This is a genomic window from Streptomyces glomeratus (genome assembly GCF_021462825.1).
In the GTDB taxonomy this organism is placed as follows: domain Bacteria; phylum Actinomycetota; class Actinomycetes; order Streptomycetales; family Streptomycetaceae; genus Streptomyces; species Streptomyces glomeratus.
The window spans coordinates 230,917-256,136 of sequence record NZ_JAKEEB010000007.1 but is presented as its reverse complement, the minus strand read 5'-3'; the positions used below and the strand labels follow the sequence as shown (position 1 = coordinate 256,136).

Here is a 25,220-nt window from a genome sequence, read left to right as displayed (position 1 = left end):
GGGCGCGCGGCATCCCGCCCTTTTCTGGCCTGCCCGCCTTCGGGGCGCCTCGGCCGGTGCCGGGAGGCCGGCCGCGCGGGACCCTCGGGCCTCGCACGCTCGGTCGTCCGGCACGGGCGCGCCCCTGCGGCTCACGGGCGCGGCTTCCCGTCGCGTCGTCCTCCCCACTGTTCTGCCCAGAGCGTGGCTCGCACTCACGTTTCCCCAGGAGACCTGGGTCGTTGGGCCCGGCGTGATGCACGTACAGACGCACGCGCGGCGCACGGCAGCCGCCCTGGCCGCCGCACTGACCTGGGCGGGCCTCGTGGCCGGCTGCACCTCCCACGGAGACGACGACGTGCTCGACAAGCCGCCCGCGCCCGAGGATGTCATCCGCGTCTTTCCGGACGACGGCAGCAGGGCCGTGGGCCCGGGCCGGCGGCTGCGAGTGCGGGTCGCGCGCGGCCGACTGGAGTCGGTGACCGTCGTCAGGTCCCAGGACGCGCAGGACTCCCCGGTGCCCGGCCACCTCTCCGCCGACGGCAGGGTCTGGCAGCCCGACGACGACCGGCTCGCCCTCGCCGCCCGCTACACGGTCGACGCGGTGGCCCACGACGGCCACGGCCGCCGGTCCGCCCGGCACGCCACGTTCACCACGTTCGTCCCCGGCCGGCGGTTCATCGCGTACGTCACCCCCGAGAACCGCTCCACGGTGGGCACCGGGATGATCGTCTCCCTCCAGTTCAACCGGGAGATCGAGCGCCGGGCCGCCGTCGAGCGCGCGATCCGGGTGACCGCGTGGCCGCCCGTGGAGATCCGCCCGCACTGGTTCGGCGGGGACCGTCTCGACTTCCGGCCCCGGGAGTACTGGAGACCCGGCACCCGGGTCTCCGTCACCCTGCGGCTGCGGGACCTGGAGGGCGCGCCCGGGGTCTACGGCCTCCAGCACAAGACGTTCTCGTTCACCGTCGGCCGCAGTCAGGTCTCGCTCGTCGACGCGGCGGCGCACACCATGCAGGTCCGCCGCGACGGCAGGCTGATCGCCACGGTGCCCATCACCGCGGGCGCCCCGAGGACCACCACGTACAACGGGAAGATGGTGGTCATGGAGATGCTCGAGGTCACCCGCATGGACGGCCGCACGGTCGGCTTCGGGGGCGAGTACGACATCCCCGACGTCCCGCACGCCCTGCGCCTGACCGACTCCGGCACCTTCGTGCACGGCAACTACTGGGCGCCGGGAGCTCCCGGGCACGTCAACGTCAGCCATGGCTGCGTGGGTCTCAGGGACGTCAAGGGCGGCGGCCCGGACACCCCCGCGGGCTGGTTCTTCGACCGCAGCCTCGTGGGGGATGTGATCGAGGTCGTGCACAGCGACGACAAGAAGGTCGCTCCCGACAACGGGCTCGGCGGCTGGAACATGAGCTGGCAGGAGTGGAAGGCGGGCGGCGCGGCGCAGTAGCACGGGGGGCGCGGGGGTTCGCGGGGGTGCGCGACCGGCGGCCCGTCATGCGCCTTGGCGCGCCCGAAGTTGGGACTGAACAGTGACAATCGCGGGGAGTCATCCGGCCGGGGGGTGTGATTAATTTGCGCAATGCGCGCGCGGTCGCGCTGCAGTGAGGGGTGCAGGCCTGGGATCGGGCCGTGCGAGGGGAGAAGGAACGTGAGCGGGCGACCGATATCGGGGGCGTCGGTTGGTGCGGGGACGCGGGGACGCAAGGGATTCACGGCACTGATACTCGGTGCCCTCCTGCTGACCGCCACCGCGTGCGGCGGGGGAGGGAAACCGGGCGCGGGGGCCGGTGACGGCAGGGGCCAGGACTCCGGCAATGCCGGGAGCAAGCAGTCGCAGGCCGTCGTCACCATCGCGCCGAAGAACGGCGCCGAGGCCGTGGACACCGCGGGCGTCCTGAAGGTGACGGCCGCAAAGGGCAAGCTGACCGAGGTCAGGGTCGAGGACGCCAAGGGCCGTGCGGTCGCCGGGACGATGTCCGGCTCGGGCACCACCTGGACGCCCTCGACCCATCTGGCCGCGGCCACGACGTACAAGGTCCACGCGGTCGCCAAGGACTCCGCCGGACTCACGTCCGCCGAGGAGTCCTCCTTCACCACGCTCACCCCGAAGAACACCTTCGTCGGCATCTACCGGCCCGACGACGGCACCACCGTCGGCGTCGGCATGCCGTTCTCGATCCGCTTCACCCGGGGCATCACCCACCCGGCGGACGTCCGGAAGGCCATCACCATCAAGACCGAGCCGGCCGTCGAGGTCCGCGGACACTGGTTCGGCAACGACCGCCTCGACTTCCGGCCCGAGCACTACTGGAAGGCCGGCACCAAGGTCACCGTGAACCTCGACCTCGACGGCGTCGAGGGCCGGCCCGGCGTGTACGGCAAGCAGAGCAGGACCGTGCGCTTCACCATCGGCCGCAGCCAGGTCTCCACCGTCGACGCCAAGACCCACAAGATGGTCGTCACGCGTGACGGCAAGGTCGTCAAGACCCTCCCGGCCACCACCGGCAAGCCGGGCTACGACACCTGGAACGGCCAGATGGTCATCAGCGAGCGTCTCGACGTGACCCGGATGAACGGCGAGACCGTCGGCTACGGCGGCGAGTACGACATCAAGGACGTGCCCCACGCCCAGCGCCTGACCGACTCCGGCACCTTCATCCACGGCAACTACTGGGGCGGCGACGCCTTCGGCAACTACAACGCGAGCCACGGCTGCGTCGGCCTGCGCGACGTGCGCGGCGGTTACGACAAGTCCGTCCCGGCCGCCTGGTTCTACGGCAACTCGATGATCGGTGACGTGGTCGTCGTGAAGCACTCCCACGACCGGACGGTCGCGCCCGACAACGGGCTCAACGGCTGGAACATGCCCTGGGACGAGTGGATCAAGTAACCGCTTCTTCGGACCGGGCCCGGTGTGCCGCTGTGAGCGAGCACACCGGGCCCGGTGGCGTTAGTGCCCGTTAACCTTCCTGGCATGACTGTGCATCTCGAAGTCGCCGAGGGCGTCGGCACCCTGAGCCTGGACCGCCCGCCGATGAACGCGCTGGACGTCGCCACCCAGGACCGGATCAAGGAACTCGCCGAGGAGGCCACGCGCCGCGAGGACGTGCGCGCCGTGGTTCTCTACGGCGGGGAGAAGGTGTTCGCGGCGGGCGCGGACATCAAGGAGATGCAGGGCATGGACCACACCGCGATGGTGCTGCGCTCCCGCGCCCTGCAGGACTCCTTCACCGCCGTGGCCCGCATCCCCAAGCCGGTCGTCGCCGCCGTCACCGGCTACGCCCTGGGCGGGGGCTGCGAGCTGGCGCTCTGTGCGGACTACCGCATCGCCGCCGAGAACGCGAAGCTGGGGCAGCCGGAGATCTTGCTCGGCCTGATCCCGGGGGCGGGCGGCACCCAGCGGCTGGCGCGCCTGATCGGCCCGTCGAGGGCCAAGGACCTCATCTTCACCGGGCGGATGGTGAAGGCCGACGAGGCGCTCTCGCTGGGCCTCGTCGACCGGGTGGTCCCGGCCGAGGAGGTGTACACCGAGGCGCACGCCTGGGCCGCCAGACTCGCCCAGGGGCCGGCGATCGCGCTGCGCGCCGCGAAGGAGGCCGTCGACACGGGTCTGGAGACGGACATCGAGACCGGTCTCGCGGTCGAACGGAACTGGTTCGCGGGGCTGTTCGCGACCGAGGACCGGGAGCGCGGGATGCGCAGCTTCGTGGAGGAAGGGCCCGGCAAGGCGAAGTTCGTCTGATCGCGGTCGCGAACCGAGCCGCTCCGGGTGGACCTGAGAATTGTTCAGGAAATCACGCTGATCCACTTGCAGTTGACGCGGCGTCTTACCCGTGTCCCTCGAAGGAGCGGATTATGACAGCCTTAAGGCAACCTTAAGGCTGTCTCGCATCCGATGCGTGGTTCTTGCCGCCAACTGAGCCGTCTTTCCAGGTCAGTTGGTGCATCGAGGGCCCCAAGTTGCGTCTGACATATGTCAATCGAATCGTGTGGAATGTGTGGTTCCGGGGGGCGTATTCCGTTGTAACGCCCCCTGGTGGCCCTCTGGGCGGCCATGATGGGGCCATGGCGGGGCTGGAGGGTTTCGAACAGCCGCGGCGGCACGCAAGTGCGACCGCGGCACGCTGGTCGCCTGCGGTCGAGGACGAACGGGCGCTGAAGGCACTGGAGTTGTTCGGCAACCCCGCCGAGGCGGAGGTCCCGCTGCCGTCCCTTCCCGAATCCGCGGCCACCGCGCGCCGCCTGGCGCAGGTCGTGGTCCTGCGGCACTGGGGGCTCTCCCCGAGAATGGCCGAGGACGCGGTGCTGCTCGTCTCCGAACTCGTCGGCAACGCCGTACGGCACACCGGTGCCCGCGTCTTCGGGTTACGTATGCGCCGTCGCCGGGGCTGGATCCGCGTCGAGATCCGCGACCCCTCCCGCGGGCTGCCCTGTCTGATGCCGGTGCAGGACTTGGACGTGAGCGGCCGAGGCCTCTTCCTCGTCGACAAGCTCGCCGACCGCTGGGGCGTCGACCTGCTGCCGCGCGGCAAGACGACCTGGTTCGAGATGCGCGCGGCCGACCGCTGACCGCACGCCCCGAACCACCGGCCGGCGTGCGCCCGTACGGCGAAAGCCCCCACCGCCAGGCGGCCGGGCTTCCTCCTGAGCCACCGCACGGAGCCGGAGCGCGTGGGCGGTTCGTCCGATCATGTGCCGGTGCGACCCGCCCTTACCCCGGGCGGGCCAATCGCTGATTTGGGCACCTTCTGGGCCTTAAATGGGGAGAGTGACCACGCCCGTCCCTCCCTCTCCCCCGGATCCCGCAGTCTCGGACCCCACCCCACGGGACCGTGCGACGGGCACCCCGTGCCCGGCGCCCGACCGTCGCTCGGCGCTGCGAGCGGGCGCGGGGTTCGTCGTCGGCGCGATCGCCACCGCCTGTTCCCCCGGCCCCACCGTCGTCCACCCGTCGTTCCCCACCCCGACCGCCGACGGCCTCTCCGCCGGGTCCGGCATCCATGCGCCCGCGCCCCGTGCCCTTCCCGGCCAGCCCGACCAGATCTCCCACGGTCCCCGCGACCGCCCCCGGGTGGCCCTCACCTTCCACGGGCAGGGCGACCCCTCCATCGCCACGGCGATCCTCGACACGGCCGAGCATGCGGGCGCGAGGATCACCGTGCTCGCGGTCGGCACCTGGCTGGACGAACACCCCGACATAACCCGACGGATCCTCAAGGGCGGTCACGACCTCGGCAACCACACCCAGCGCCACCTCGACATCAACACCATGTCCGAGGCGGACGCACGCGCCGAGATCCAGAAGTGCGCGGACCGGCTGCGGCGGCTCACCGGTTCCATCGGCACCTGGTTCCGCCCTTCGCGGGCGCGCCGCGCGACCCCGCTCGTCTCGCGGCTGGCCCGCGACGTCGGCTACCCGCACGTCCTGTCGTACGACGTCGACTCGCTCGACCACACCTCGCCGGGCGCCCCGGCCGTCACCCACAAGGTCGCCGACGACGTCCGCAACGGGTCCGTGGTGAGCCTGCACTTCGGGTATCCGGACACGGTCGTCGCCCTTCCCGCCATCCTCCACGCACTCGACCGCCGCGGCCTCTCCGCGGTGACCACCACGGAGCTGTTGAGCTGATGCCCCTCTCGACCGTCACGCGTGTACTGATCGCCGGCGCCGCTCTCGTCGCGCTCGCCGGCTGCAGCAGCGGATCCTCCCACAAGGACCGGAGCCTCGGTTCCAAGGCCCCGGCCCGCCGTTCCCAGCAGCAGAGCGCCGTGCAGGTCCTGCCGGGCATGCCGCCCGTGCTGGACCGGAACGACATCTACACGGCCGACCGGCCGGGCCGGCTCGCCGGGGCGGTCAGGGACTACCCGTCCCGGGTCTATGTTCCCAACACCAACTCCAACACCGTGACCGTCATCGACCCCAAGACGTACAAGGTCATCGACACGATCCCGGTCGGCCGGCAGCCCCAGCACGTCGTGCCGTCCTGGGACCTGAAGACCCTGTGGGTCAACAACGACCTGGGCAACTCCCTCACCCCCATCGACCCGAGGACCGGCGAGGCCGGCCGGCCGGTCGCCGTGCACGACCCCTACAACCTGTACTTCACCCCGGACGGCAAGTACGCGGTCGTGATGGCCTCCAAGGACCGCCAGCTGGTCTTCCGCGACGCGCACACCATGAAGGTGGTCAAGGCCCTGCCGGTGAGCTGCTACGGCGTCAACCACGCCGACTTCTCGGCCGACGGCCGCTACTTCATCGTCTCCTGCGAGTTCAGCGGCGAGCTGATGAAGGTCGACACAGCCAAGATGGAGGTCACCGGCCAGCAGAAGCTGCCGTACCACGGGGCCATGCCGCAGGACGTGAAGATCTCCCCGGACGGCAGGACGTTCTACGTCGCCGACATGGTGGCCGACGGAGTGTGGATCCTGAACGGCGACACCTTCGCCAAGCCGTCCTTCCTCGCCACCGGCAAGGGCGCGCACGGCCTCTACGTCAGCCGCGACTCCCGGAACCTGTACATCTCCAACCGCGGCGAGGGCACCATCTCCGTCTTCGACTTCCCGGAGAACAAGCTCACCGCCAAATGGCGCCTGCCGGGGGGCGGCAGTCCCGACATGGGCGGCGTCTCCACGGACGGCACCGTGCTGTGGCTGTCCGGCCGTTACAACTCCGTGGTGTACGCCATCGACACGCACACCGGGAAGCAGCTCGCCCGGATCAGGGTGGGCAGCGGTCCGCACGGCCTCGCGGTCTATCCGCAGCCCGGCCGCTACTCGCTGGGGCACACGGGCGTCTTCCGCTGACGGACGGCGTGCCGGAGCAGGCCGGCCCGCCCGGGTGGCCGCCGCGCTGAGGACCCGGGCGTGCCGTTAATCTGACCTGCGTCAGTAGGACGGCCGTACGACGGCAAAGGCACCAAGAAGGGGCGGATCGGTGGCGGACATCGAGGAAGCACGCAGGCAGTTCGAACGGATCGACGCGGACGGTGACGGATTCATCACCGCCGCCGAGTTCAAGTCCGCCCTGGCCCAGGGGGGCGACTGGAACGTCACCGAGGCGGTGGCCGAGGCCGTCATCAAGACCCGTGACCTCAACGGCGACAAGGTTCTGTCGTTCGACGAGTTCTGGACGTACCTGAACAAGTGAGCCGATGACGAAGGGGCGCCCGCCCGGTGAGGGACGGGAGCCCCTTCGTCGGCCGTCAGGCGCACTCGGCAGGAATAGCCCCGACGGTCCCGGGGTTGGTGCTGGCCACGAACGTTGTGCAAGGACACCGACCCCCGGAAGGGCGAGACGAGTGATGAAGATCGGCATCATCGGGGCGGGCAACATCGGCGGCAACCTCACCCGGCGGCTCACCGCCCTCGGGCACGACGTCTCCGTCGCCAACTCCCGCGGTCCCCACACGCTCACCGCACTGGCCGAGGAGACGGGCGCGACGCCCGTCACGGTCGAGGAAGCGGCACGCGGCGCCGAGGTCGTCGTGATCACGATCCCCGTCAAGGCGGTACCGGACCTGCCGTCCGGGCTGCTGGACGGCGCGGCCGAGGGCGTCGCCGTGATCGACACCGGCAACTACTACCCCAGGCAGCGGGACGGACGGATCGCGGCGATCGAGGACGAGGGCCTCACCGAGAGCCGCTGGACCGAACGGCAGATCGGCCACCCCGTGATCAAGGCGTTCAACGGCACCTATGCCCAGGACCTCCTGGACGGCCCACGCCCCGCCGGCGATCCCGACCGGATGGCGCTGCCGGTCGCGGGCGACGACGAGGCGGCGAAGCGCACGGTGCGGGCCCTGATCGACGCGCTGGGCTTCGACACGGTCGACGCCGGCGGCATCGACGACTCCTGGCGCCAGCAGCCCGCCACCCCCGTGTACGGCCTGCGGGCCGGCGCCGACGCCGTCACCAAGGCCCTCGCGGAGGCGTCCCCCGAGCGCACCCCCGAGTTCCGCGGGTAAGGCCGCCACCTCAGCCCGGCAGGGAGACCCCGTCCCCGCCGGGCATCTCGCCACGGTTCGCCGGGCCCGCCCGGCCGTCAGCCCCAGATCCCGGCCACGGACGCGGCGACCGCCACGCCCTGGGCGTGGCCCGCGCGGGCGGCGGCCGGGCGGCGTGAGTCGTCCGCCCGATTGCGGCCCCTCGCCCGCCGCGCGGCACGGTCCGGCGAGAGCAGGACGACGTGCGTCCCGTCGTCGGACAGTTCGTCCGCCTCCCGCGAGGCGCTGGGATGCGGGCCGACCGCGCGGGGCACCGGTACGACCGCCGGCACTCGCCGGCAGCCGCGGGCAAGGCGGAGGTCGGCGGTCGAACGGGAGCCGGCAGGGCACGGTCCGGCCGGACGTCACCACCGAGGACCTGCTGTTCGCCCTGGCGGCGCTGGGCCGGGCCGCCCCGGCACTCACCTCGGCCCGGCCCGACGCCTGGCGCCGTCCGCTCGCCCTGCTCCTCGACGGGCTGCGCGCACGCCCCGCCGTACCCCGTCTGCCCGCGCCTTCGCTCACCGCCGCCGAGCTGGGCGAGGTGCTGCTCGATCCGGGGCCGCACGGACGGTTGTGAGGGAACGCGAGCGGTTCAGGCGCTCTTGGCCCACGCCAGCAGGGCGGCCATGCTCGTGAAATTCGCGACGTCCTTGTCCACGGGGTCCGAGGTGTACTGGTGGAAGCGCCACGGCGCCTTGATGCGGGGCTTGCCCGCCGTGACGTAGTCGGCGATCCACAGGCCGTCCCCGGCGTAGGAGGTGGTGTCGATGGTGAGCCAGAAGTTGCGGCTGGCGTAGAGGACGACGCGGTTGTTCGGCCGGAGCTGCTTCACCTGGCGGATGAAGCGGTCCTTCTCCGCGCTGCTCGCGTGTGTGCCGTCGCCGGTCGTCTCCCAGTCCACGGCCAGTACGTCGCCCGCTTTCTCCGGGGCCTTGGCGACGAAGTACTCGGCCTGGGCCTCGATGTTCCCGGGCCACAGGAAGTGGTAGAAGCCGACCACGCAGCCGGCGTCCCGGGCCGTCTTGGTCTGGGCCGTGAGTTTGGGGTTCACATACGAACGCCCCTCCGTCGCCTTGATGAAGACGAAGGAGAGGCCGTCCGTGTCGTAGGCGGATGACTGGTACGCGCTGACATCGATGCCTCGCAGCATGGGGGCTCCCTGAAGTGCTCGTGGGGGGCAGGGATCGCTGCCTGGTTCACCCTGATACCGGTGGTATGCCCCCTGGGCGGGAGTGTCAGCCGCGGTCGGCCACCGAACTGAGGAGCGAGGCCGGCTTGGCCGCCCAGTCGGAGGTGATCACGCTCGCGTGACGCGCGGCCAGCAGCCGGAGTCGTGCCGTCACTTCCGCGTCCGTCGGGTTGGTGGACGAGATCGCCGGAGAGACACCGGCCGCGTCCGTCATGATCAGCAAGTAGTGGTTGGTGTCGTACCAGGCGGTGTCATAGCCGTTGTTGACGTAGGTCGCCGCGTCCCCGTCGAAGAACACGAACCACGGGCGGATCGAGGCGTCGTAGCGGGCGGCGCGCGGATCGCCGGAGGAGGCGCCCAGGACGGCCGGGAACGCCTCGGCCTTGGAGATGTTCCCGGATGCGTACAGGTCGCGCAGGTAGTCCCCGTACTCCCGGTCGGTCCAGTAGTGGTCGAACGGGTTGTTCATCTCGACCGTGCCCGGGATGAGTTCGAAGAGGACCTTGCCCTTGAGGGCGTCCCGGGAGGGCCAGCCGTTCGCCTTCGCGGCCGCGTCCGGCGTCGAGTACGCCGAGCCCAGCAGGTCGGAGGGCTTGTAGACCATATCGCCGAGCTTCGAGGACACCAGCGCGTCGAACTCGTCCGGGCCGAGGCCGCCGTTGTTGTTGAAGCCGTTCTTCATCTCCACCTTGAAGACGATCGGCCGGTGGGCGGGGTGCAGCCGGTGCCAGGCGGCGATGTTGTCGAGGCAGCTGCCGAGGTCCTGGTTGCGGCTCTTGCTGTACAGCTCGTCCGGGGTCTTCGCGGCCTCGCAGTTGTTGTCGTTGCCGAACGGGTTGCTGTGGCTGACCCGCCAGCGCTTGCTGATGCTGTCGGTGTAGACGTCCAGTTCGAGCAGCGAGGCACCGGAGTCCAGTGCCTGCGCGAAGTACGTGTACTTGGCCTTGTCGTAGGCGTTGTGCGTCCCGATCGTGGTCGCGTCGGCGAACGTGGGCGTCGCCGCATGGGCGGTGCTCCCCGCTGCCATCACCATCGCGGCGGCACCCAGCAGTGCCGCCGCCTGTCTCGTCACTCGCACGTCAACTCCCCTTCCAAGCGGCCGAGTTGGCGGCAGCCTAGAAGGAGTGGATTACTGCACGGTAGCCCCGGGGGGAACATCGGCCCCGAGGGGCCCGGAGCCGTGGACATCGCCGCGGTCGTTCGCGTACGGGTCCGCTGTGTGCACAGCGCCGTGCGGGCCGCCGAAGGGTGCGGGTCGCCGCATCTCCCTGAGACGGCTTGCCGGGGGCGAAGCCATCCAGACGACTTTGCTCACCCGGGTATCACCGCGGCGGTACCCGGCAGCGGAGAGGGCCCCACACCGTGCCACCCCTCTCCCAGGCCGTCGCCTTTGGGAGCGGCATCGCGATCGGCTCCACGACGCCTCCGCAACGAGGCGACAAGCTGACCTTCACCGGCAGACCGCGGCGGTTCCCCCGAACAGAGGCCCCCCGTCGTTACCGAAGCCGTTGGGCCGTTCGAAGGAGTCCAGGCAGCGAGACGGCCGAGAGCCTCACGGACCGTCAGCTGCCTGTTCTCCTGCTCTCAGCGCGAATACGAGTCGGGGCAGGGCCGACGCCCAGGCCCCTCCCCGGCATCAATGGCCCATACAAGGGAGAGTTACGGATATATCCGCGCTTTGTAACGCGAATCGTTTCCTTGGCCTGGTGTCGCCGAGGAGGGCCACAGTGTGGGGCCTCGGCACCGAGCCGGGAATTTCGGATTGCACGCCCGGCCCCGACCAGGGTCGGTGTGCACGAACGTGAGGTGACAGATTCATGTCTGTTTCTCGTACGGCGGTCCGCCTGATCGCCACCTGTGTGGCTTCGGGCGCACTCGTCTGCGCGGCCGCCATGCCGGCCCTGGCCGCCGGCGCCGGCGATGACCGCGACAACGGTAGGGGTTACTCGCTCGGCCACGGGAGCGAGCACGACCACGACGGTCCCTTCGGCGACCGGGATCGTGGCTGGCACCGGGGCTGGGACCGGGGCTGGGAGCGGAACCGGGGCTGGCACCGGGGCTGGGGCTGGCACCGGGGCTGGGACCGGGGCCGGGACGGGCACCGCGGCTGGTACGGCGACCGGTACCGGGACCGCGACCGCTACTTCGGCCACCGCTAGCCCGCCCCGGGGGCTGTGCCGTGATACGGAGGCCGACACCCTCTGCCGCCCGTCGTCATGGCCGGCACGGCCGCTACACCCAGCCGGAGGGCCGAAGACCGCTCCTCGCGGTCTTCGGCCCTCCGGCCACGTGCCGCACCCGTGCGGCCGTCGCCCGGGTACCGCACCGCCAACGCCCGTTCCGCCACGTGAGCAGGGAAGGCCCTGACAGCGCTGAGGAAACGCGCTGGTCAGGGCCTTCTGCCTGGCAAGGGCCTGCTTTCTAGCACTCGATGATGTTGACCGCGAGCCCGCCCCGCGCCGTCTCCTTGTACTTCACGCTCATGTCGGCGCCGGTCTCCTTCATCGTCTTGATGACCTTGTCCAGGGAGACCTTGTGCGAGCCGTCCCCGCGCATCGCCATGCGGGCCGCCGTGACGGCCTTGACCGCCGCCATGCCGTTGCGCTCGATGCACGGAATCTGGACCAGGCCGCCCACCGGATCGCAGGTCAGGCCGAGGTTGTGCTCCATGCCGATCTCGGCCGCGTTCTCCACCTGCTCCGGGGTGCCGCCCAGCACCTCCGCCAGCGCGCCCGCCGCCATCGAGCAGGCCGAGCCGACCTCGCCCTGGCAGCCGACCTCCGCGCCGGAGATGGACGCGTTCTCCTTGAACAGCATGCCGATCGCGCCCGCGGCGAGCAGGAAGCGGACCACGCCGTCCTCGTCCGCGCCGGGCACGAAGTTGATGTAGTAGTGCAGCACCGCCGGGATGATGCCCGCGGCGCCGTTCGTCGGGGCCGTGACCACGCGGCCGCCCGCCGCGTTCTCCTCGTTCACCGCCATCGCGTAGAGGGTGATCCACTCCATCGCGTGGGCCAGCGGGTCGCCCTCGGCACGCAGCTGACGCGCGGTGACGGCCGCGCGGCGGCGCACCTTGAGGCCGCCCGGCAGGATGCCCTCACGGGACAGGCCGCGCGCCACGCATCCCTGCATGACCCGCCAGATCTCCAGCAGGCCCTCGCGGATCTCCTCCTCCGTCCGCCAGGCCCGCTCGTTCTCCAGCATCAGCGAGGAGATCGACAGACCCGTCTCCTTCGTCAGGCGCAGCAGCTCGTCCCCGGTGCGGAAGGGGTACTTCAGGACCGTGTCGTCGAGCTTGATGCGGTCCGCGCCGACGGCGTCCTCGTCGACGACGAAGCCGCCGCCCACCGAGTAGTACGTCTTGGTCAGCAGCTCTTCACCCGAGGCGTCGTAGGCCCACAGGGTCATGCCGTTCGCGTGGTAGGGGAGCGCCTTGCGCCGGTGCAGGACCAGGTCGTCGTCGAAGGAGAACGCTATCTCGTGCTCGCCGAGCAGCCGGAGGCGCCCGGACGCCTTGATGTCCTCCACCCGCTGGTCGGCGCTCTCCACGTCCACCGTGCGCGGAGAGGAGCCCTCCAGCCCGAGCAGGACCGCCTTGGGTGTGCCGTGGCCGTGGCCCGTGGCGCCGAGGGAGCCGTAGAGCTCCGCGCGTACGGACACGACCGATTCCAGCCGGCCCTCGCTGCCCAGGCGGCGGGCGAACATGCGTGCCGCGCGCATCGGGCCGACCGTGTGGGAGCTGGACGGGCCGATGCCGATCGAGAACAGGTCGAAGACCGATATGGCCACGGTGACTCCTCAATTACGGGGTGGTGCAGGGGCCGGCCGGGCACCGCGCCTCACTCCAGTGTGCGCGGTGCCGGCCGGTAGGTGACTTACTTGCCGAGACCGGGGTACAGCGGGTGCTTGCCGGCCAGGGCCTTCACCCGGGCCTTCAGCGCCTCGGCGTCGTAGGACGGCTTCAGCGCCTCGGCGATGACGTCCGCGACCTCGGCGAAGTCCTCGGCCGTGAAGCCGCGGGTCGCCAGGGCGGGCGTGCCGATCCTGAGGCCCGAGGTGACCATCGGCGGGCGCGGGTCGTTCGGGATCGCGTTGCGGTTGACCGTGATGCCGACCTCGTGGAGGCGGTCCTCGGCCTGCTGCCCGTCCAGCTCGGAGTCACGCAGGTCGACCAGGACGAGGTGCACATCGGTGCCGCCGGACAGGACGTCCACGCCCACGGCCCTGACGTCGTCCTTGACCAGGCGCTCGGCCAGGATGCGGGCGCCCTCCAGCGTCCGCCGCTGCCGCTCCTTGAAGTCCTCGCTCGCCGCAACCTTGAAGGCGACCGCCTTGGCCGCGACCACATGCTCCAGCGGACCGCCCTGCTGGCCGGGGAAGACAGCGGAGTTGATCTTCTTGGCCAGCTCGGCCGTCGACAGGATCACGCCACCGCGCGGGCCGCCCAGCGTCTTGTGGGTGGTCGTGGTGACCACATGGGCGTGCGGGACCGGGTTCGGGTGCAGACCCGCCGCCACCAGACCGGCGAAGTGCGCCATGTCGACCATGAGGTACGCGCCGACCTCGTCCGCGATCCGGCGGAACGCGGCGAAGTCCAGCTGCCGCGGGTAGGCCGACCAGCCCGCGACGATCAGCTTCGGCCGGTTCTCCTTGGCGAGGCGCTCGACCTCGTCCATGTCGACGGTGCCGTCGGCGCCGACGTGGTACGCGACCACGTTGTAGAGCTTGCCGGAGAAGTTGATCTTCATGCCGTGGGTCAGGTGGCCGCCGTGCGCCAGGTTCAGACCCATGATCGTGTCGCCGGGCCGGAGCAGCGCGAACATCGCCGCCGCGTTGGCCTGCGCGCCCGAGTGCGGCTGCACATTGGCGTGCTCGGCGCCGAAGAGCGCCTTGACGCGGTCGATGGCGATCTGCTCGACCACGTCGACGTGCTCACAGCCGCCGTAGTAGCGGCGGCCCGGGTAGCCCTCGGCGTACTTGTTGGTGAGGACCGAGCCCTGGGCCTCCATGACCGCGACCGGGGCGAAGTTCTCCGAGGCGATCATCTCGAGGGTGGACTGCTGGCGGTGCAGCTCGGCGTCGACGGCGGCGGCGACGTCCGGGTCGAGCTCGTGCAGGGGTGTGTTCAGAAGCGACATGGATGCGGTTCCTCAGCTGCCGGAGAACTCGGTGTACTCGTCCGCGGTGAGCAGGTCGGCGGGCTCCTCCGACACGCGCACCCGGAACAGCCAGCCGCCCTCGAAGGGGGCGGTGTTCACCAGCGACGGGTCGTTCACCACGTCCTCGTTGACCTCCGTGACCTCGCCGGAGACCGGGGAGTAGAGGTCGCTGACCGACTTCGTCGACTCCAGCTCGCCGCAGGTCTCGCCCGCGCTCACCGTGTCACCGACCTCCGGGAGCTGGACGAAGACGATATCGCCGAGTGCGTTGGCCGCGTGCTCCGTGATGCCGACCGTCGAGACGCCGTCCTCGGCGGCCGACAGCCACTCGTGCTCCTTGCTGTAACGCAGCTGCTGGGGGTTGCTCATGGCCTGAATTCTCCTGTACGCGGGGGAGTGATGGTGAAGGGGGGACTGCTGAAGACGCGCGTGGGCAGGGCGGACGGGTGCGGTCCCCGTCCGGCCCGGGCCCAGTGTCTACTTCCGGCGCTTGTAGAACGGCAGCGCCACGACCTCGTACGGCTCATGGCTGCCCCGGATGTCCACCGCGACCCCGGCCGTTCCGGGCGCGGAGTGCGCGGCGTCGACGTACGCCATCGCGATCGGCCGGCCCAGCGTCGGCGAGGGGGCGCCGGAGGTGACCTCGCCGATCACCTCGCCGCCGGCGACCACGGCGTACCCGGCCCGCGGCACACGCCGGCCCTCGGCCACCAGGCCGACCAGGACGCGCGGCGGGTTCTGCGCCGCACGCTCGGCGGCCTCGAGGAGCGCGGTGCGCCCCACGAAGTCGCCCTCCTTCTCGAACTTCACGACCCGGCCGAGCCCGGCGTCGAAGGGGGTCAGCGAGGTGGTCAACTCGTGCCCGTACAGCGGCATGCCCGCCTCCAGGCGGAGCGTGTCCCGGCAGGACAGGCCGCAGGGGACCAGGCCGGCCGGCGCGCCCGCCTCGGTCAGCGCCTGCCACAGCTTCTCGGCGTGCTCGGGGGCGACGAACAGCTCGAAGCCGTCCTCGCCGGTGTAGCCGGTGCGGGCGATGAGGGCCGGGACGCCGGCGACCGTGCCGGGCAGGCCCGCGTAGTACTTCAGGCCGTCCAGGTCTGCGTCGGTCAGGGACTTCAGGATGCCGGGGGACTCGGGGCCCTGGACGGCGATCAGCGCGTAGGCGTCCCGGTCGTCGCGCACCTCGGCGTCGAAGCCGGCGGACCGCTCCACGAGCGCGTCCAGCACCACCTGGGCGTTGGAGGCGTTGGCGACGACCATGTACTCCCGCTCACCGAGCCGATACACGATCAGGTCGTCGAGGATGCCGCCGTCCGCCTGGCAGATCATGGTGTAGCGGGCGCGGCCGACGCCGACGGAGCCGATGTTGCCGACCAGGGCGTGGTCGAGCAGCCGGGCCGCCTCCGGTCCGGTCACCGTGATCTCGCCCATGTGCGAGAGGTCGAAGAGGCCCGCCCCGGTCCGGACGGCGATGTGCTCGTCGCGCTCGGAGCCGTACCGCAGGGGCATGTCCCAGCCGGCGAAGTCGGTCATCGTGGCGCCGAGCGAACGATGCAGGGCATCGAGCGCGGTGCGGCGCAGGGGGCTGCTGCTCATCGGTTGTGCTCCCAAGGCGATGGGTGTCCCCCGCGCGAGCGTGGGGGAGGGGCGAGGTCGTTCCTCCCCATCTGTCATCGGAACCTGAGAGGTTCGCCATGACCCCGCCGGGCGGGTCGTCACGGCTTGCACCTTGGGTGGAGCCACCTGAAGCGGCCCGCTTTCCAGATGTGCCTCGCCCGCGCGGTATCGGGGCCTGAGAGATTCAAGGGAGGGACTTGCTCCTTCGGCGCCCGGGCGGTCGTACGGCAGAGGTACGGGCCCGGGACTCTCCCGCGCGGATTCAAGCGGCCGGTATGCAGTTGGCGGGCACATCATTGCATGCCTCGTCCGATCGTGGCAGGGCCGCATCTGTAACCGGCCTGTGGCGCTACGACGACGGAATCACGAGACACCGCGCATTACCTTCTCTTTACACTCGACGGGCACGGGACTTCCTGACCCCCAGGGGAGGACGATCACGGTGAACAGGACGACGGCGTACGCGACGACCTCGGGCATCGCGGTGCCCGGGCAGCCGGGATCCCCCGCCCAGCAGGCCCACCGGCCGCCGCGGGCGGTCAGGGTCCGCGACCTGCGCGACCGCGCGGGCCGTGGCCCCCGGGGCCTCACCTTCGGCCCGAGCGACGTCGTCGTGGTCACAGGACTGCCCGGCAGCGGCAAGTCCACTCTCATGCGCCGTGCCGTGCGGGGCGTGCGGATCGACTCCCAGGACGTCCGCGACCGCTGGGACGCGCGCCTTTCCCGCTTCCTGCCGTACGCGGTCTACCGCCCCCTCGTCCGCCTCGCCCACTACGCCGGTCTGCGCCACGCCCTGCGGGCCGGCACCGGCGTCGTCGTCCACGACTGCGGTGCGCAGACCTGGGTGCGTGCCTGGCTGGCCAGGTCGGCCCGCCGTCGCGGCGGCACGCTCCATCTGCTGGTGCTCGACGTCACCGCGGACACCGCCCTGGCGGGCCAGCGGGAGCGCGGCCAAGGCGTCTCGCGGTATGCGTTCCTCAGGCACCGCCGGGCCACCCGGCGCCTGCTGGGCTCCGTCGAGCGGGGCACGGTCCCGGACGGCTGCGGCTCGGTGGTGCTCCTGGACCGGGAAGCGGCGGACGTCCTGGGCCGCATCGACTTCGAGGGCTGAGCCGTATCCACTCGGGGGCGGCTGCCTGGGCTTCGGGGGGCGGGTCGTATCCGCGTCGCGGGTTGAGGTGCGTCGGCTTCGGGGTGCTGGGTCATGTCGGCCTGGCGGGCCGAGTCGGGTCGGTTCCGGGGCCCGGGCCGTGTCGGCATCGCGGGCCCAGCCGATCGACTCGGGGGCTGGGGCCGTATCGGGTAGGCGGGCTGAGCGGGTCCGCTTCGGGTGGAGCTGAGCCGTATTCAGTTCGGGCGCCGGGCCGGGCCGGGCCGTGTCGCCACCCCCGTATCGGTGTCGCGGGTTGAGGTGCGTCGGCTTGGGGCCGTGTCGATTTCGGGGGCTTTCTGATGCTTTCGGGGACTAGCGTCGGCTTCGCGGGCCTGGGCCGTACCCGCTTCGCTGGCCGAAGAGGGGGTCGGCGGGCCGTGTGGACTTCGGTCGCTGAGCCATGCCGACTTCGCGAGCCGGGTAAGGCGACGGCGGCTCCGGAGCCCCGACGTCGTATTGCTGTCGCGGGCCGATCCGCATGAACCCGGGGGGGCGGCCCGTACCGGCTGCTCGGCCCGACCCGTACCGACTTCCCGGAGCCGAGCCGTACCGACTTCCCGGACCCGAGCCGTACCGGCTGCTCGCCCGAGCCGTGCCGACTTCCCGGACCCGAGCCGTACCGGCTGCGCGGCCCGAGCCGTACGACTTCCCGGACCCGAGCAGTACCACCCCGGGGCCTGAGCGGTACCACTCCGGGGCCACCGCCGTACAGGCTCCGGCCGAGCGGTGGTCCCGGCCCCCGCACCCGATAGCCTTGCCGGTCTCAGCAGCGGTTCCTCAGCAGGCGGTAGCAGATGGACTTCCCGGCGGACCTTCCCGCGGACTTCCCCGCACAGGCACACCCCCACCCACACGGCGGATGGCCGGGCAACGAGCTGGAGGAGGTGCTCTCCGCCTCGCTCGGCATCCCCTCGGCCGGTGGCCGGATCGTCGAGGTCCTAGGCCGCAGCTTCCTGTGGGTGCCGCTGCCGAACGGCGGCGGCCCGCACAGCGGCCCGCTCGACCTGCCCACGACGGAGATCGAGGGGCAGGCGTATGTGCCGGTGTTCAGCTCGGAGGAGCAGTTCCGCCAGGTCGTCGGCAACCACATGTCGTACACGATCGCGCCCGCCGTCGAGTTCGCCCGCGGGCTGCCCCCGCAGGTCGGCATCGCGGTCAACCCGGGCGGCATGGTCGGAGTGCCGCTGCCGCCGGACGCGGTGGCCGAGCTGTGCCGCGTCGGGCGTACCCCGCTGGACGGCCCGGTGAGCGGCGGGCGTGTCCGGCTCTTCGAGCCCGACTGGCAGGACGACCCGGTGGACTTCCTCGCCGCCGCGTCGGCCGAGTTCGCGGCGACCGGGGTGGTGCTCACCGCACGCCGCTGCCTGGCCGCGATCGAGACCGCCGACCCGGTGATGTTCATCGGCGTCGAACTCTCCTCCCGGGACGCCGACATACGCGCGCTCCCGCTGGAGGCGCTCGGCCGGGCGCTCGGCAAGGTGCCGGTGCCGACGCCCGTGAACATGGTGTTCCTGGACGTGGCCCAGGACCCGGTAGGGGAGTGGCTGCGGGAGCGGGTGCGGCCCTTCTACCAGCACGGTTACTGAGCCTCCGCCCGCACGCTCACCGAGCCGCCCGCGGACGCGGCGCGCGGTGCCGGGGGATGTGGGGTGGTACGCGCCGAGGTGCTGTCAGTATGGCGCCTTAACCTGGTTTCATGGCCGGGACGGAACAAGCCCGCTTCCGGCCGGGGGGCCCGGCCCGCGGCGCGGCCGCACACAGGGGGATGCGGTGTTCTGCGGACAGGGGAGAATGGCTCGGTCGGGGTGACGCGGCTGAAAACCGTGCACACCGCACCGAAGAGCCTCCGTCGGGGTTGTCAGGTTTGTCGTGAAGGGGCGGTAGAGGGTGAGCGCGTCGGGCACGGCCGCGGCCGGACAGGTCGAGCAGATGCTGCGCCAGGTGACGCCCGGGCGTTACGACGCCTACGAGGCGCTGCTGCGCGCACTCGCGACCCCGTCGTCCGGCCAGGTCTGGATGCTGCTGTGGCACGGCCAGGCCGGATCGCCCGACGCCCAGTACGGAAACATGGAGGTGAACGGCTACGGCTACGCGCCCTGCGTCACCTCCGCCCAGGAACTCTCGGCCAGCGGCTGGAACCGCTCGTACGAGGTGGTCGACGGCCTCGACGTGGCCCGCACCCTCTACCCGGACCACTACGGCCTCTGGCTGAATCCGCACGCGCCGGGCGGCGGCGTCGGCATCCCCTGGCTGGACCTGCGCCGTATCGCGACCGGCCTCGAGCGCCAGCCCGCCGGCCCGCTCCGGCTCGGCGAACCGGCCATCGAGATCCCGCAGTTCTACGCCCTCCTCACGCAGAACGCGCACCGAACGCCCGCCGTGCGCTCGCTGCGCCGCGCCTGGGTGCAGCCCTCCCTCGGCGCGCCCTATCTGGCGATCGGCCTGGACGTCTACGACACCTCGCCGCCCGCCGTCGACTCGGTGCGCGCGATGATGCAGCAGTCCGTGGTGGCGGTCCCTGAGGGACTGCCCGTGTCGACCGTCGCGATGTCCGACGAGTACGACCCGGTCGCGATGTGGCTGCGCGCCCACGCCCGCCCGTTCTACGACCGCGAGGCCCATGCGTCCCCGGCCCAGGCTCCGGCGGGCGGGGGATACGGCTATCCGCCGGTACGCGGCGTGTACTGACCGCCGGCCGCGCGGAGCTGCTCCGCCGCGGTGTCCGGCTGCCGGTCACCTCCGTCGCCCGAGAGCCCCTCTTCGCGCGTAGATCGGCGTGGATGGTCCAAGTAGCGTGTGAAGTGTCCCGATTGGCGGGTGTCCGCACCCCGCTACCCATCGTCCGGATAACGGAACCCCTCTACCCGTATCACGTTTACGCATCCTTTCACCCTCAAGTCTGGCAACTGATCGCCGAAGCGTTGAAGACTCCCGCTTCAAGGGGTTCGCCCCCTGTGTACGACGGACTGATCATGCCGCCAACCGCGGCAAGTGCGCGCCGGTCACCGCCGGTTGAGAGGGGTCCCTGCCAGATGACGGCACCATTGCACGAGCCGACCGCGGAAGCGGCGCCGAGTGCTGCCGAGGAAGCGGCCGTAGTCAGCGCTGACGCGAAGGCTGTACAGGGGCGTTCCCTGGGCCGGATCGCCTGGGAGCGCCTCAAGCGGGACAAGCTCGCCCTGACGGGTGGCGTAGTCGTGCTTGTCCTCATCGTGATCGCGCTGCTCGCGCCCGTCATCACGAACCTCGTCGGACAGGACCCGGACGCCTACCACGAGAACCTGATCGACCCGCTGTTCGGCACACCCACGGGTTCGCTGGGTGGAATCAGCGGCGACCACCTGCTGGGCATCGAGCCGGTCAACGGCCGCGACATCTTCGCCCGCATCCTCTACGGCGCCCAGATCTCGCTCCTGGTCGGCTTCCTCTCGGCGGTCGTCGCCGTCATCCTCGGTACCGTCCTGGGCATCCTGGCCGGCTTCTTCGGCGGCTGGGTCGACTCCGCCATCAGCCGGGTCATGGACGGACTGCTCGCCTTCCCGCAGCTGCTGTTCATCATCGCCCTGGTCTCTGTCATGCCGAACGAGATGCTGGGACTGAGCGGCACGGGCGTCCGAGTGTTCGTGATGATCCTGGTCATCGGCTTCTTCGGCTGGCCCTACATCGGACGTGTGGTGCGCGGCCAGACGCTCTCGCTGCGTGAGCGCGAGTACGTGGAGGCGGCCCGCTCGCTGGGTGCCGGACGCTTCTACATCCTCTTCAAGGAACTGCTGCCCAACCTCGTCGCGCCGATCATCGTGTACACGACGATGATGATCCCCACCAACATCCTCACCGAGGCGGCGCTCAGCTTCCTGGGCGTGGGCGTCAAGCCGCCCACGGCCTCCTGGGGGCAGATGCTCTCGAACGCGATCGACTACTACGACTCGGACCCGATGTACATGGTGGTCCCGGGCGTGGCGATCTTCATCACCGTTCTTGCCTTCAACCTCTTCGGCGACGGCGTGCGCGACGCGCTGGACCCGAAGGGCTCCCGCTGAACTGCCGTACCCCAAGCGACCCGTGGCACTACACACGGGGTCTCTCATCTAACCCGGAGGATCCGAGATCGTGACTACCCAACGCACCTCAGGGCGGCGCAAGCAGGCCATGGCCGCTGCCGCCGTGGTCGCCGCGCTGCTGACCACGGCGGCGTGCGGCGGCGGCAAGGACAGCGACGGTTCGAAGAACGGCGCGGCCGGCTTCGACGCGGCGAACAACAAGGTCGCCCAGGCCTCGCTGGCCAAGAAGGGCGGCACGCTGAGGTTCGGCGGTGCCCAGGACGCCGACTCGTGGGACACCACCCGCGGCTACTACGGCTTCGCGTGGAACTTCATGCGCTACTACAGCCGTCAGCTCGTCACGAACAAGACGGAGCCGGGCAAGGAAGGCGCCAAGCTCACCCCGGACCTCGCCACCGGGCTCGCCAAGGTCAGCGACGGCGGCAAGACGTACACGTACACGCTGCGCGACGGGATCACCTGGGAGGACGGCAAGCCGATCACCTCCAAGGACATCAAGTACGGCATCGAGCGTGTCTGGGCGCAGGACGTGCTGTCCGGCGGTCCCACCTACCTCAAGGACTTCCTGGACCCCGACGGCAAGTACCAGGGCCCGTACAAGGACAAGGCCGCGGACCACCTCGGTCTGAAGGCGATCGACACGCCCGACGACAAGACGATCGTCTTCCACCTGCCCAAGGCGAACGCGGACTTCGAGGAAGTGCTCGCGCTGACCTCGGCATCCCCGGTCCGCCAGGACCAGGACACCAAGTCCAAGTACTCCCTGCACCCGTTCTCCTCGGGGCCGTACAAGTTCGAGTCGTACAACCCGGGCAAGGACCTGACGCTGGTCCGCAACACCAATTGGAAGCAGTCCTCGGACCCGGTCCGCAAGGCGTACCCGGACAAGATCACGATCAAGTTCTTCTCGAACGCCAACGACCTCGACCAGCGCCTGATCAACGGCGACATCGACCTGGACATCAACCAGACGGGCATGTCGCCGCAGGGCCGCACCGCCGCCCTGAAGCAGCACAAGGCGAACCTGGACAACCCGGTCTCCGGCTACATCCGCTACGCGGTCTTCCCGCAGAGCGTGAAGCCGTTCGACAACATCCACTGCCGCAACGCCGTCATCTACGGCGCCGACCACGTGTCGCTGCAGACCGCGCGCGGTGGCCCGGTCGCCGGTGGTGACATCGGCACCAACATGCTGCCGCCGTCCGTCCCGGGCTCCGAGGGCCAGAAGTACGACCCGTTCGAGCTGGCCGGCGCCAACAAGACCGGCAATGCCGCGAAGGCCAAGGAAGAGCTGAAGGCCTGCGGCCAGCCGAACGGCTTCAAGACCACCATCGCCGTCCGCAACAACAAGCCGGTCGAGGTGGCCACCGCCCAGTCCCTGCAGGCGTCGCTGAAGAAGATCGGCATCACCGCCGACATCGACCAGTACGACGGCTCGCAGACCACCGGCATCATCGGCAGCCCCTCGAACGTGAAGAAGAAGGGCTACGGCGTCATCATCATGGGCTGGGGTCCGGACTTCCCGACCGTCCAGGGCTTCGGTCTGCCGCTGTGGGACAGCAAGTACATCCTGCAGAGCGGTAACAACAACTACGCCCTGATCAAGGACAAGGCGATCGACGGGCTGTTCAACGACTACGTCAACACGCTCGACGAGGCGAAGAAGACGCAGATCGCCACGCAGATCAACCACAAGGTGATGGAGGGCGGTTACTACCTGCCCTTCGTCTTCGAGAAGTTCATCAACTGGCGCGGGGACCGACTGGCGAACGTGTACACGACCGACGCGTACAGCGGTCAGTACGACTTCGTCAACCTGGGCCTCAAGTCCGCGAAGTAAACCCCGGCACACCCGCCGCACGGCACGAAAGGCAGGTGAAGGCCGGCGCGGCGGGACCGCGGGCCACCGGACAACCTCCGGTGCCCGCGGTCCCGCGGCGGGCCGTAAGCTGTGCTCGCTTACCTCATCAGGCGGCTGTTCGCCGCCGTAGTGATGCTGGTGGTCATCATCCTGGTGGTCTTCAGCATCTTCTTCCTCGTCCCCAAGTGGGCAGGCGTCGACATCGCCACGAGCTTCGTGGGCAAGCAGGCCGACCCCGCCGCCGTCCAGGCGGTGCGGGAGAAGCTGGGCCTCGGTGACCCGATCTACATCCAGGTCTGGGATTTCTTCAAGGGCATCTTCGCCGGCCGCACCTACGCGGCGGGTGGCGACGTCACCCACTGCGCCGCGCCGTGCTTCGGCTACTCCTTCCGCAGCGAACAGGCCGTCTGGCCGGTGCTGACCGACCGCTTCCCGGTGACCCTGGGTCTCGCGCTCGGTGCCGCGGTGCTGTGGCTGGTCTTCGGTGTCGCAGCGGGTGTCCTCTCCGCGCTCAAGCGCGGCAGCCTCTGGGACCGCAGCGCGATGGTCGTCGCCCTCGCGGGCGTCTCCCTCCCGATCTACTTCACCGGTCTGCTGTCCTTGGCGATCTTCGCCTTCGGTCTGAAGTGGATCGACGCGCAGTACGTGCCCCTCGGTCAGAGCTTCACCGGCTGGCTCGGCGGCATGATCCTGCCGTGGGTCACCCTCGCCTTCCTCTACGCGGCGATGTACGCGCGGATCACCCGGGCCACCATGCTGGAGGTCCTCGGCGAGGACTACATCCGCACCGCCCGCGCCAAGGGCCTGCGCGAGCAGACCGTCATCGGCAAGCACGCCATGCGCTCCACGATGACGCCCATCCTGACGATGCTCGGTATGGACCTCGGCGCCCTCATCGGCGGCGCGATCCTGACCGAGACCACCTTCAGCCTGCCCGGCCTCGGCCAGGCCGTGCTCAACGCCATCAGGAACCAGGACCTGCCCATCATCCTGGGCGTCACCCTGATCACCTCCCTCGCGGTGCTGCTCGCCAACCTCGTGGTGGACGTCCTGTACGCCGTGATCGACCCCCGAGTGAGGCTCGCATGACCGAACTCAGCAAGAGCGGAGCGGCCGTGGGGGAGCCCGCCACCGCCTCCCCTGCTTCGACCGCCTTCCTGGAAGTGCGCGACCTGAAGGTGCACTTCCCGACCGACGACGGCCTGGTGAAGTCCGTCGACGGGCTCAGCTTCCAGCTGGAGAAGGGCAAGACCCTCGGCATCGTGGGCGAGTCCGGCTCCGGCAAGTCCGTGACCTCGCTCGGCATCCTGGGCCTGCACACCGCGGGCCAGTACGGCAAGCGCAAGGCGCAGATCTCCGGCGAGATCTGGCTGAACGGCACCGAGTTGCTGTCCGCCGATCCCGACCACGTGCGCAAGCTGCGCGGCCGCGACATGGCGATGATCTTCCAGGACCCGCTGTCCGCGCTGCACCCGTACTACACGATCGGCCAGCAGATCGTGGAGGCGTACCGCATCCACCACAACGTCGACAAGAAGACCGCACGCAAGCGCGCGATCGAGATGCTCGACCGGGTGGGCATCCCGCAGCCGGACAAGCGGGTGGACAGCTACCCGCACGAGTTCTCCGGCGGTATGCGGCAGCGCGCCATGATCGCGATGGCGCTCGTCAACAACCCCGAGCTGCTCATCGCGGACGAGCCGACGACCGCCCTCGACGTGACCGTCCAGGCGCAGATCCTCGACCTGATCCGCGATCTGCAGAAGGAGTTCGGCTCCGCGGTCATCGTCATCACCCACGACCTGGGCGTCGTCGCCGAGCTGGCCGACGACATCCTGGTGATGTACGGCGGCCGCTGCGTGGAGCGGGGCCCGGCCGAGAAGGTGTTCTACGAGCCCCGGCACCCCTACACCTGGGGCCTGCTGGGTTCCATGCCGCGCCTGGACCGCGAGCAGCAGGAGCGCCTCATCCCGGTCAAGGGCTCCCCGCCCTCCCTCATCAATGTCCCGTCCGGCTGCGCCTTCAACCCGCGCTGCCCGTACGCCGACGTCCCGAAGGACAACGTGACCCGCACGGTCCGGCCGGAGCTGACCGAGGTCGGCAGCCGCCACTGGGCCGCCTGCCATATGACGCAGGAGCAGCGGGAGCGTATCTGGACCGAAGAGATTGCGCCGAAGCTGTGAGTGAGAACGCAGAGGACA

23 protein-coding genes, 1 pseudogene and 2 riboswitches are annotated in these 25,220 nt (G+C 70.3%); of the genes and pseudogenes, 17 read left to right on the top strand and 7 right to left on the bottom strand.

Annotated elements, in window-relative coordinates:
* Positions 1–235: 235 nt before the first annotated feature.
* From LZ604_RS11585 to LZ604_RS11550, 8 genes are all read left to right on the top strand, one after another.
* Positions 236–1,441 carry a L,D-transpeptidase gene (locus LZ604_RS11585; protein WP_234514906.1) on the top strand — a complete coding sequence of 402 codons (1,206 nt, stop codon included), beginning with the start codon at positions 236–238 and terminating at the stop codon, positions 1,439–1,441.
* 201 nt (positions 1,442–1,642) lie between these two features.
* Positions 1,643–2,884: a L,D-transpeptidase gene (locus LZ604_RS11580; RefSeq protein WP_234514905.1), complete on the top strand. Its 1,242-nt coding sequence runs from the start codon at positions 1,643–1,645 to the stop codon at positions 2,882–2,884.
* A gap of 84 nt (positions 2,885–2,968) precedes the next feature.
* Entirely contained in the window at positions 2,969–3,736 is a 768-nt protein-coding gene (locus LZ604_RS11575; RefSeq protein WP_234514904.1) for an enoyl-CoA hydratase/isomerase family protein, read from the top strand.
* A gap of 323 nt (positions 3,737–4,059) precedes the next feature.
* On the top strand, positions 4,060–4,563 hold the full coding sequence (locus LZ604_RS11570) for an ATP-binding protein (RefSeq protein ID WP_234514903.1): 504 nt from the start codon (positions 4,060–4,062) through the stop codon (positions 4,561–4,563).
* A 190-nt stretch (positions 4,564–4,753) separates the two neighbouring features.
* The gene (locus LZ604_RS11565; RefSeq protein WP_234514902.1) at positions 4,754–5,623 is read left to right on the top strand and encodes a polysaccharide deacetylase family protein; all 870 of its coding nucleotides are present in this window, start codon (positions 4,754–4,756) and stop codon (positions 5,621–5,623) included.
* Entirely contained in the window at positions 5,623–6,798 is a 1,176-nt protein-coding gene (locus tag LZ604_RS11560) for a YncE family protein (protein WP_234514901.1), read from the top strand. Before LZ604_RS11565 ends, LZ604_RS11560 begins: the two co-directional genes overlap by 1 nt.
* Positions 6,799–6,928: 130 nt before the next feature.
* Complete coding sequence (locus LZ604_RS11555) at positions 6,929–7,141, top strand: EF-hand domain-containing protein (protein WP_234514900.1); 213 nt, start codon at positions 6,929–6,931, stop codon at positions 7,139–7,141.
* A 4-nt stretch (positions 7,142–7,145) separates the two neighbouring features.
* Positions 7,146–7,958, top strand: coding sequence for an NADPH-dependent F420 reductase (locus LZ604_RS11550; protein WP_267971217.1), 813 nt, complete (start codon positions 7,146–7,148; stop codon positions 7,956–7,958).
* A gap of 77 nt (positions 7,959–8,035) precedes the next feature.
* Here LZ604_RS11550 and LZ604_RS11545 read toward each other — a convergent pair whose 3' ends face one another.
* On the bottom strand, positions 8,036–8,251 hold the full coding sequence (locus tag LZ604_RS11545; protein WP_234514932.1) for a hypothetical protein: 216 nt from the start codon (positions 8,249–8,251) through the stop codon (positions 8,036–8,038).
* 71 nt (positions 8,252–8,322) lie between these two features.
* On the opposite strand from LZ604_RS11545, the pseudogene LZ604_RS11540 reads away from it, so the two are divergent.
* Positions 8,323–8,556, top strand: a pseudogene (locus tag LZ604_RS11540) (SbtR family transcriptional regulator); the annotation flags it as partial.
* A gap of 15 nt (positions 8,557–8,571) precedes the next feature.
* Here LZ604_RS11540 and LZ604_RS11535 read toward each other — a convergent pair.
* Positions 8,572–9,129 carry a glycoside hydrolase family 25 protein gene (locus tag LZ604_RS11535; RefSeq protein ID WP_234514898.1) on the bottom strand — a complete coding sequence of 186 codons (558 nt, stop codon included), beginning with the start codon at positions 9,127–9,129 and terminating at the stop codon, positions 8,572–8,574.
* Positions 9,130–9,214: 85 nt separating this feature from the next.
* Positions 9,215–10,201 carry a phosphatidylinositol-specific phospholipase C domain-containing protein gene (locus LZ604_RS11530; RefSeq protein WP_372482125.1) on the bottom strand — a complete coding sequence of 329 codons (987 nt, stop codon included), beginning with the start codon at positions 10,199–10,201 and terminating at the stop codon, positions 9,215–9,217.
* A gap of 784 nt (positions 10,202–10,985) precedes the next feature.
* Between LZ604_RS11530 and LZ604_RS11525 the strand changes: the two genes are divergently transcribed.
* Positions 10,986–11,327 carry a hypothetical protein gene (locus tag LZ604_RS11525; protein ID WP_234514896.1) on the top strand — a complete coding sequence of 114 codons (342 nt, stop codon included), beginning with the start codon at positions 10,986–10,988 and terminating at the stop codon, positions 11,325–11,327.
* 262 nt (positions 11,328–11,589) lie between these two features.
* Here the strand turns inward: LZ604_RS11525 and LZ604_RS11520 are convergent, their stop codons facing one another.
* The 4 genes from LZ604_RS11520 to gcvT form a co-directional block, all read right to left on the bottom strand.
* Entirely contained in the window at positions 11,590–12,957 is a 1,368-nt protein-coding gene (locus LZ604_RS11520; RefSeq protein ID WP_234514895.1) for an L-serine ammonia-lyase, read from the bottom strand.
* Between the two features lie 86 nt (positions 12,958–13,043).
* Entirely contained in the window at positions 13,044–14,306 is a 1,263-nt protein-coding gene (gene glyA, locus LZ604_RS11515; RefSeq protein WP_234514894.1) for a serine hydroxymethyltransferase, read from the bottom strand.
* Positions 14,307–14,318: 12 nt separating this feature from the next.
* Entirely contained in the window at positions 14,319–14,696 is a 378-nt protein-coding gene (gcvH, locus tag LZ604_RS11510) for a glycine cleavage system protein GcvH (protein ID WP_234514893.1), read from the bottom strand.
* Between the two features lie 108 nt (positions 14,697–14,804).
* On the bottom strand, positions 14,805–15,923 hold the full coding sequence (gene gcvT / locus LZ604_RS11505; protein WP_234514892.1) for a glycine cleavage system aminomethyltransferase GcvT: 1,119 nt from the start codon (positions 15,921–15,923) through the stop codon (positions 14,805–14,807).
* A 61-nt stretch (positions 15,924–15,984) separates the two neighbouring features.
* A riboswitch (glycine riboswitch) is annotated at positions 15,985–16,097 on the bottom strand.
* Positions 16,098–16,209, bottom strand: a riboswitch (glycine riboswitch).
* Between the two features lie 171 nt (positions 16,210–16,380).
* On the opposite strand from gcvT, the gene LZ604_RS11500 reads away from it, so the two are divergent.
* The 7 genes from LZ604_RS11500 (at position 16,381) to LZ604_RS11470 (ending at position 25,202) form a co-directional block, all read left to right on the top strand.
* Entirely contained in the window at positions 16,381–17,055 is a 675-nt protein-coding gene (locus LZ604_RS11500; RefSeq protein ID WP_234514931.1) for an AAA family ATPase, read from the top strand.
* 836 nt (positions 17,056–17,891) lie between these two features.
* The gene (locus LZ604_RS11495) at positions 17,892–18,683 is read left to right on the top strand and encodes an enhanced serine sensitivity protein SseB (RefSeq protein WP_234514891.1); all 792 of its coding nucleotides are present in this window, start codon (positions 17,892–17,894) and stop codon (positions 18,681–18,683) included.
* Between the two features lie 301 nt (positions 18,684–18,984).
* Entirely contained in the window at positions 18,985–19,785 is an 801-nt protein-coding gene (locus LZ604_RS11490) for an enhanced serine sensitivity protein SseB C-terminal domain-containing protein (protein WP_234514890.1), read from the top strand.
* 344 nt (positions 19,786–20,129) lie between these two features.
* The gene (locus LZ604_RS11485) at positions 20,130–21,137 is read left to right on the top strand and encodes an ABC transporter permease (RefSeq protein WP_234514889.1); all 1,008 of its coding nucleotides are present in this window, start codon (positions 20,130–20,132) and stop codon (positions 21,135–21,137) included.
* A 70-nt stretch (positions 21,138–21,207) separates the two neighbouring features.
* Positions 21,208–22,998, top strand: a complete 1,791-nt coding sequence (locus LZ604_RS11480; protein ID WP_234514888.1) for an ABC transporter substrate-binding protein — start codon at positions 21,208–21,210, stop codon at positions 22,996–22,998.
* 111 nt (positions 22,999–23,109) lie between these two features.
* Positions 23,110–24,108: an ABC transporter permease gene (locus LZ604_RS11475; RefSeq protein ID WP_234514887.1), complete on the top strand. Its 999-nt coding sequence runs from the start codon at positions 23,110–23,112 to the stop codon at positions 24,106–24,108.
* Positions 24,105–25,202, top strand: coding sequence for an ABC transporter ATP-binding protein (locus LZ604_RS11470; RefSeq protein WP_234514886.1), 1,098 nt, complete (start codon positions 24,105–24,107; stop codon positions 25,200–25,202). The genes LZ604_RS11475 and LZ604_RS11470 overlap by 4 nt, the downstream gene beginning before the upstream one ends.
* The last annotated feature ends 18 nt before the right edge of the window (positions 25,203–25,220 follow it).

Coding starts and splice junctions, on each gene's coding strand:
- gcvH (WP_234514893.1), bottom strand. CDS start 14,696: ATGAGCAACCCCCAGCAGCTGCGTTACAGCAAGGAGCACGAGTGGCTG.
- glyA (WP_234514894.1), bottom strand. CDS start 14,306: ATGTCGCTTCTGAACACACCCCTGCACGAGCTCGACCCGGACGTCGCC.
- LZ604_RS11550 (WP_267971217.1), top strand. CDS start 7,146: ATGACGAAGGGGCGCCCGCCCGGTGAGGGACGGGAGCCCCTTCGTCGG.
- LZ604_RS11565 (WP_234514902.1), top strand. CDS start 4,754: ATGGGGAGAGTGACCACGCCCGTCCCTCCCTCTCCCCCGGATCCCGCA.
- LZ604_RS11485 (WP_234514889.1), top strand. CDS start 20,130: ATGACGGCACCATTGCACGAGCCGACCGCGGAAGCGGCGCCGAGTGCT.
- LZ604_RS11535 (WP_234514898.1), bottom strand. CDS start 9,129: ATGCTGCGAGGCATCGATGTCAGCGCGTACCAGTCATCCGCCTACGAC.
- LZ604_RS11525 (WP_234514896.1), top strand. CDS start 10,986: ATGTCTGTTTCTCGTACGGCGGTCCGCCTGATCGCCACCTGTGTGGCT.
- LZ604_RS11530 (WP_372482125.1), bottom strand. CDS start 10,201: ATGGTGATGGCAGCGGGGAGCACCGCCCATGCGGCGACGCCCACGTTC.
- LZ604_RS11495 (WP_234514891.1), top strand. CDS start 17,892: ATGGACTTCCCGGCGGACCTTCCCGCGGACTTCCCCGCACAGGCACAC.
- LZ604_RS11575 (WP_234514904.1), top strand. CDS start 2,969: ATGACTGTGCATCTCGAAGTCGCCGAGGGCGTCGGCACCCTGAGCCTG.
- LZ604_RS11470 (WP_234514886.1), top strand. CDS start 24,105: ATGACCGAACTCAGCAAGAGCGGAGCGGCCGTGGGGGAGCCCGCCACC.
- LZ604_RS11585 (WP_234514906.1), top strand. CDS start 236: ATGCACGTACAGACGCACGCGCGGCGCACGGCAGCCGCCCTGGCCGCC.
- LZ604_RS11570 (WP_234514903.1), top strand. CDS start 4,060: ATGGCGGGGCTGGAGGGTTTCGAACAGCCGCGGCGGCACGCAAGTGCG.
- gcvT (WP_234514892.1), bottom strand. CDS start 15,923: ATGAGCAGCAGCCCCCTGCGCCGCACCGCGCTCGATGCCCTGCATCGT.
- LZ604_RS11560 (WP_234514901.1), top strand. CDS start 5,623: ATGCCCCTCTCGACCGTCACGCGTGTACTGATCGCCGGCGCCGCTCTC.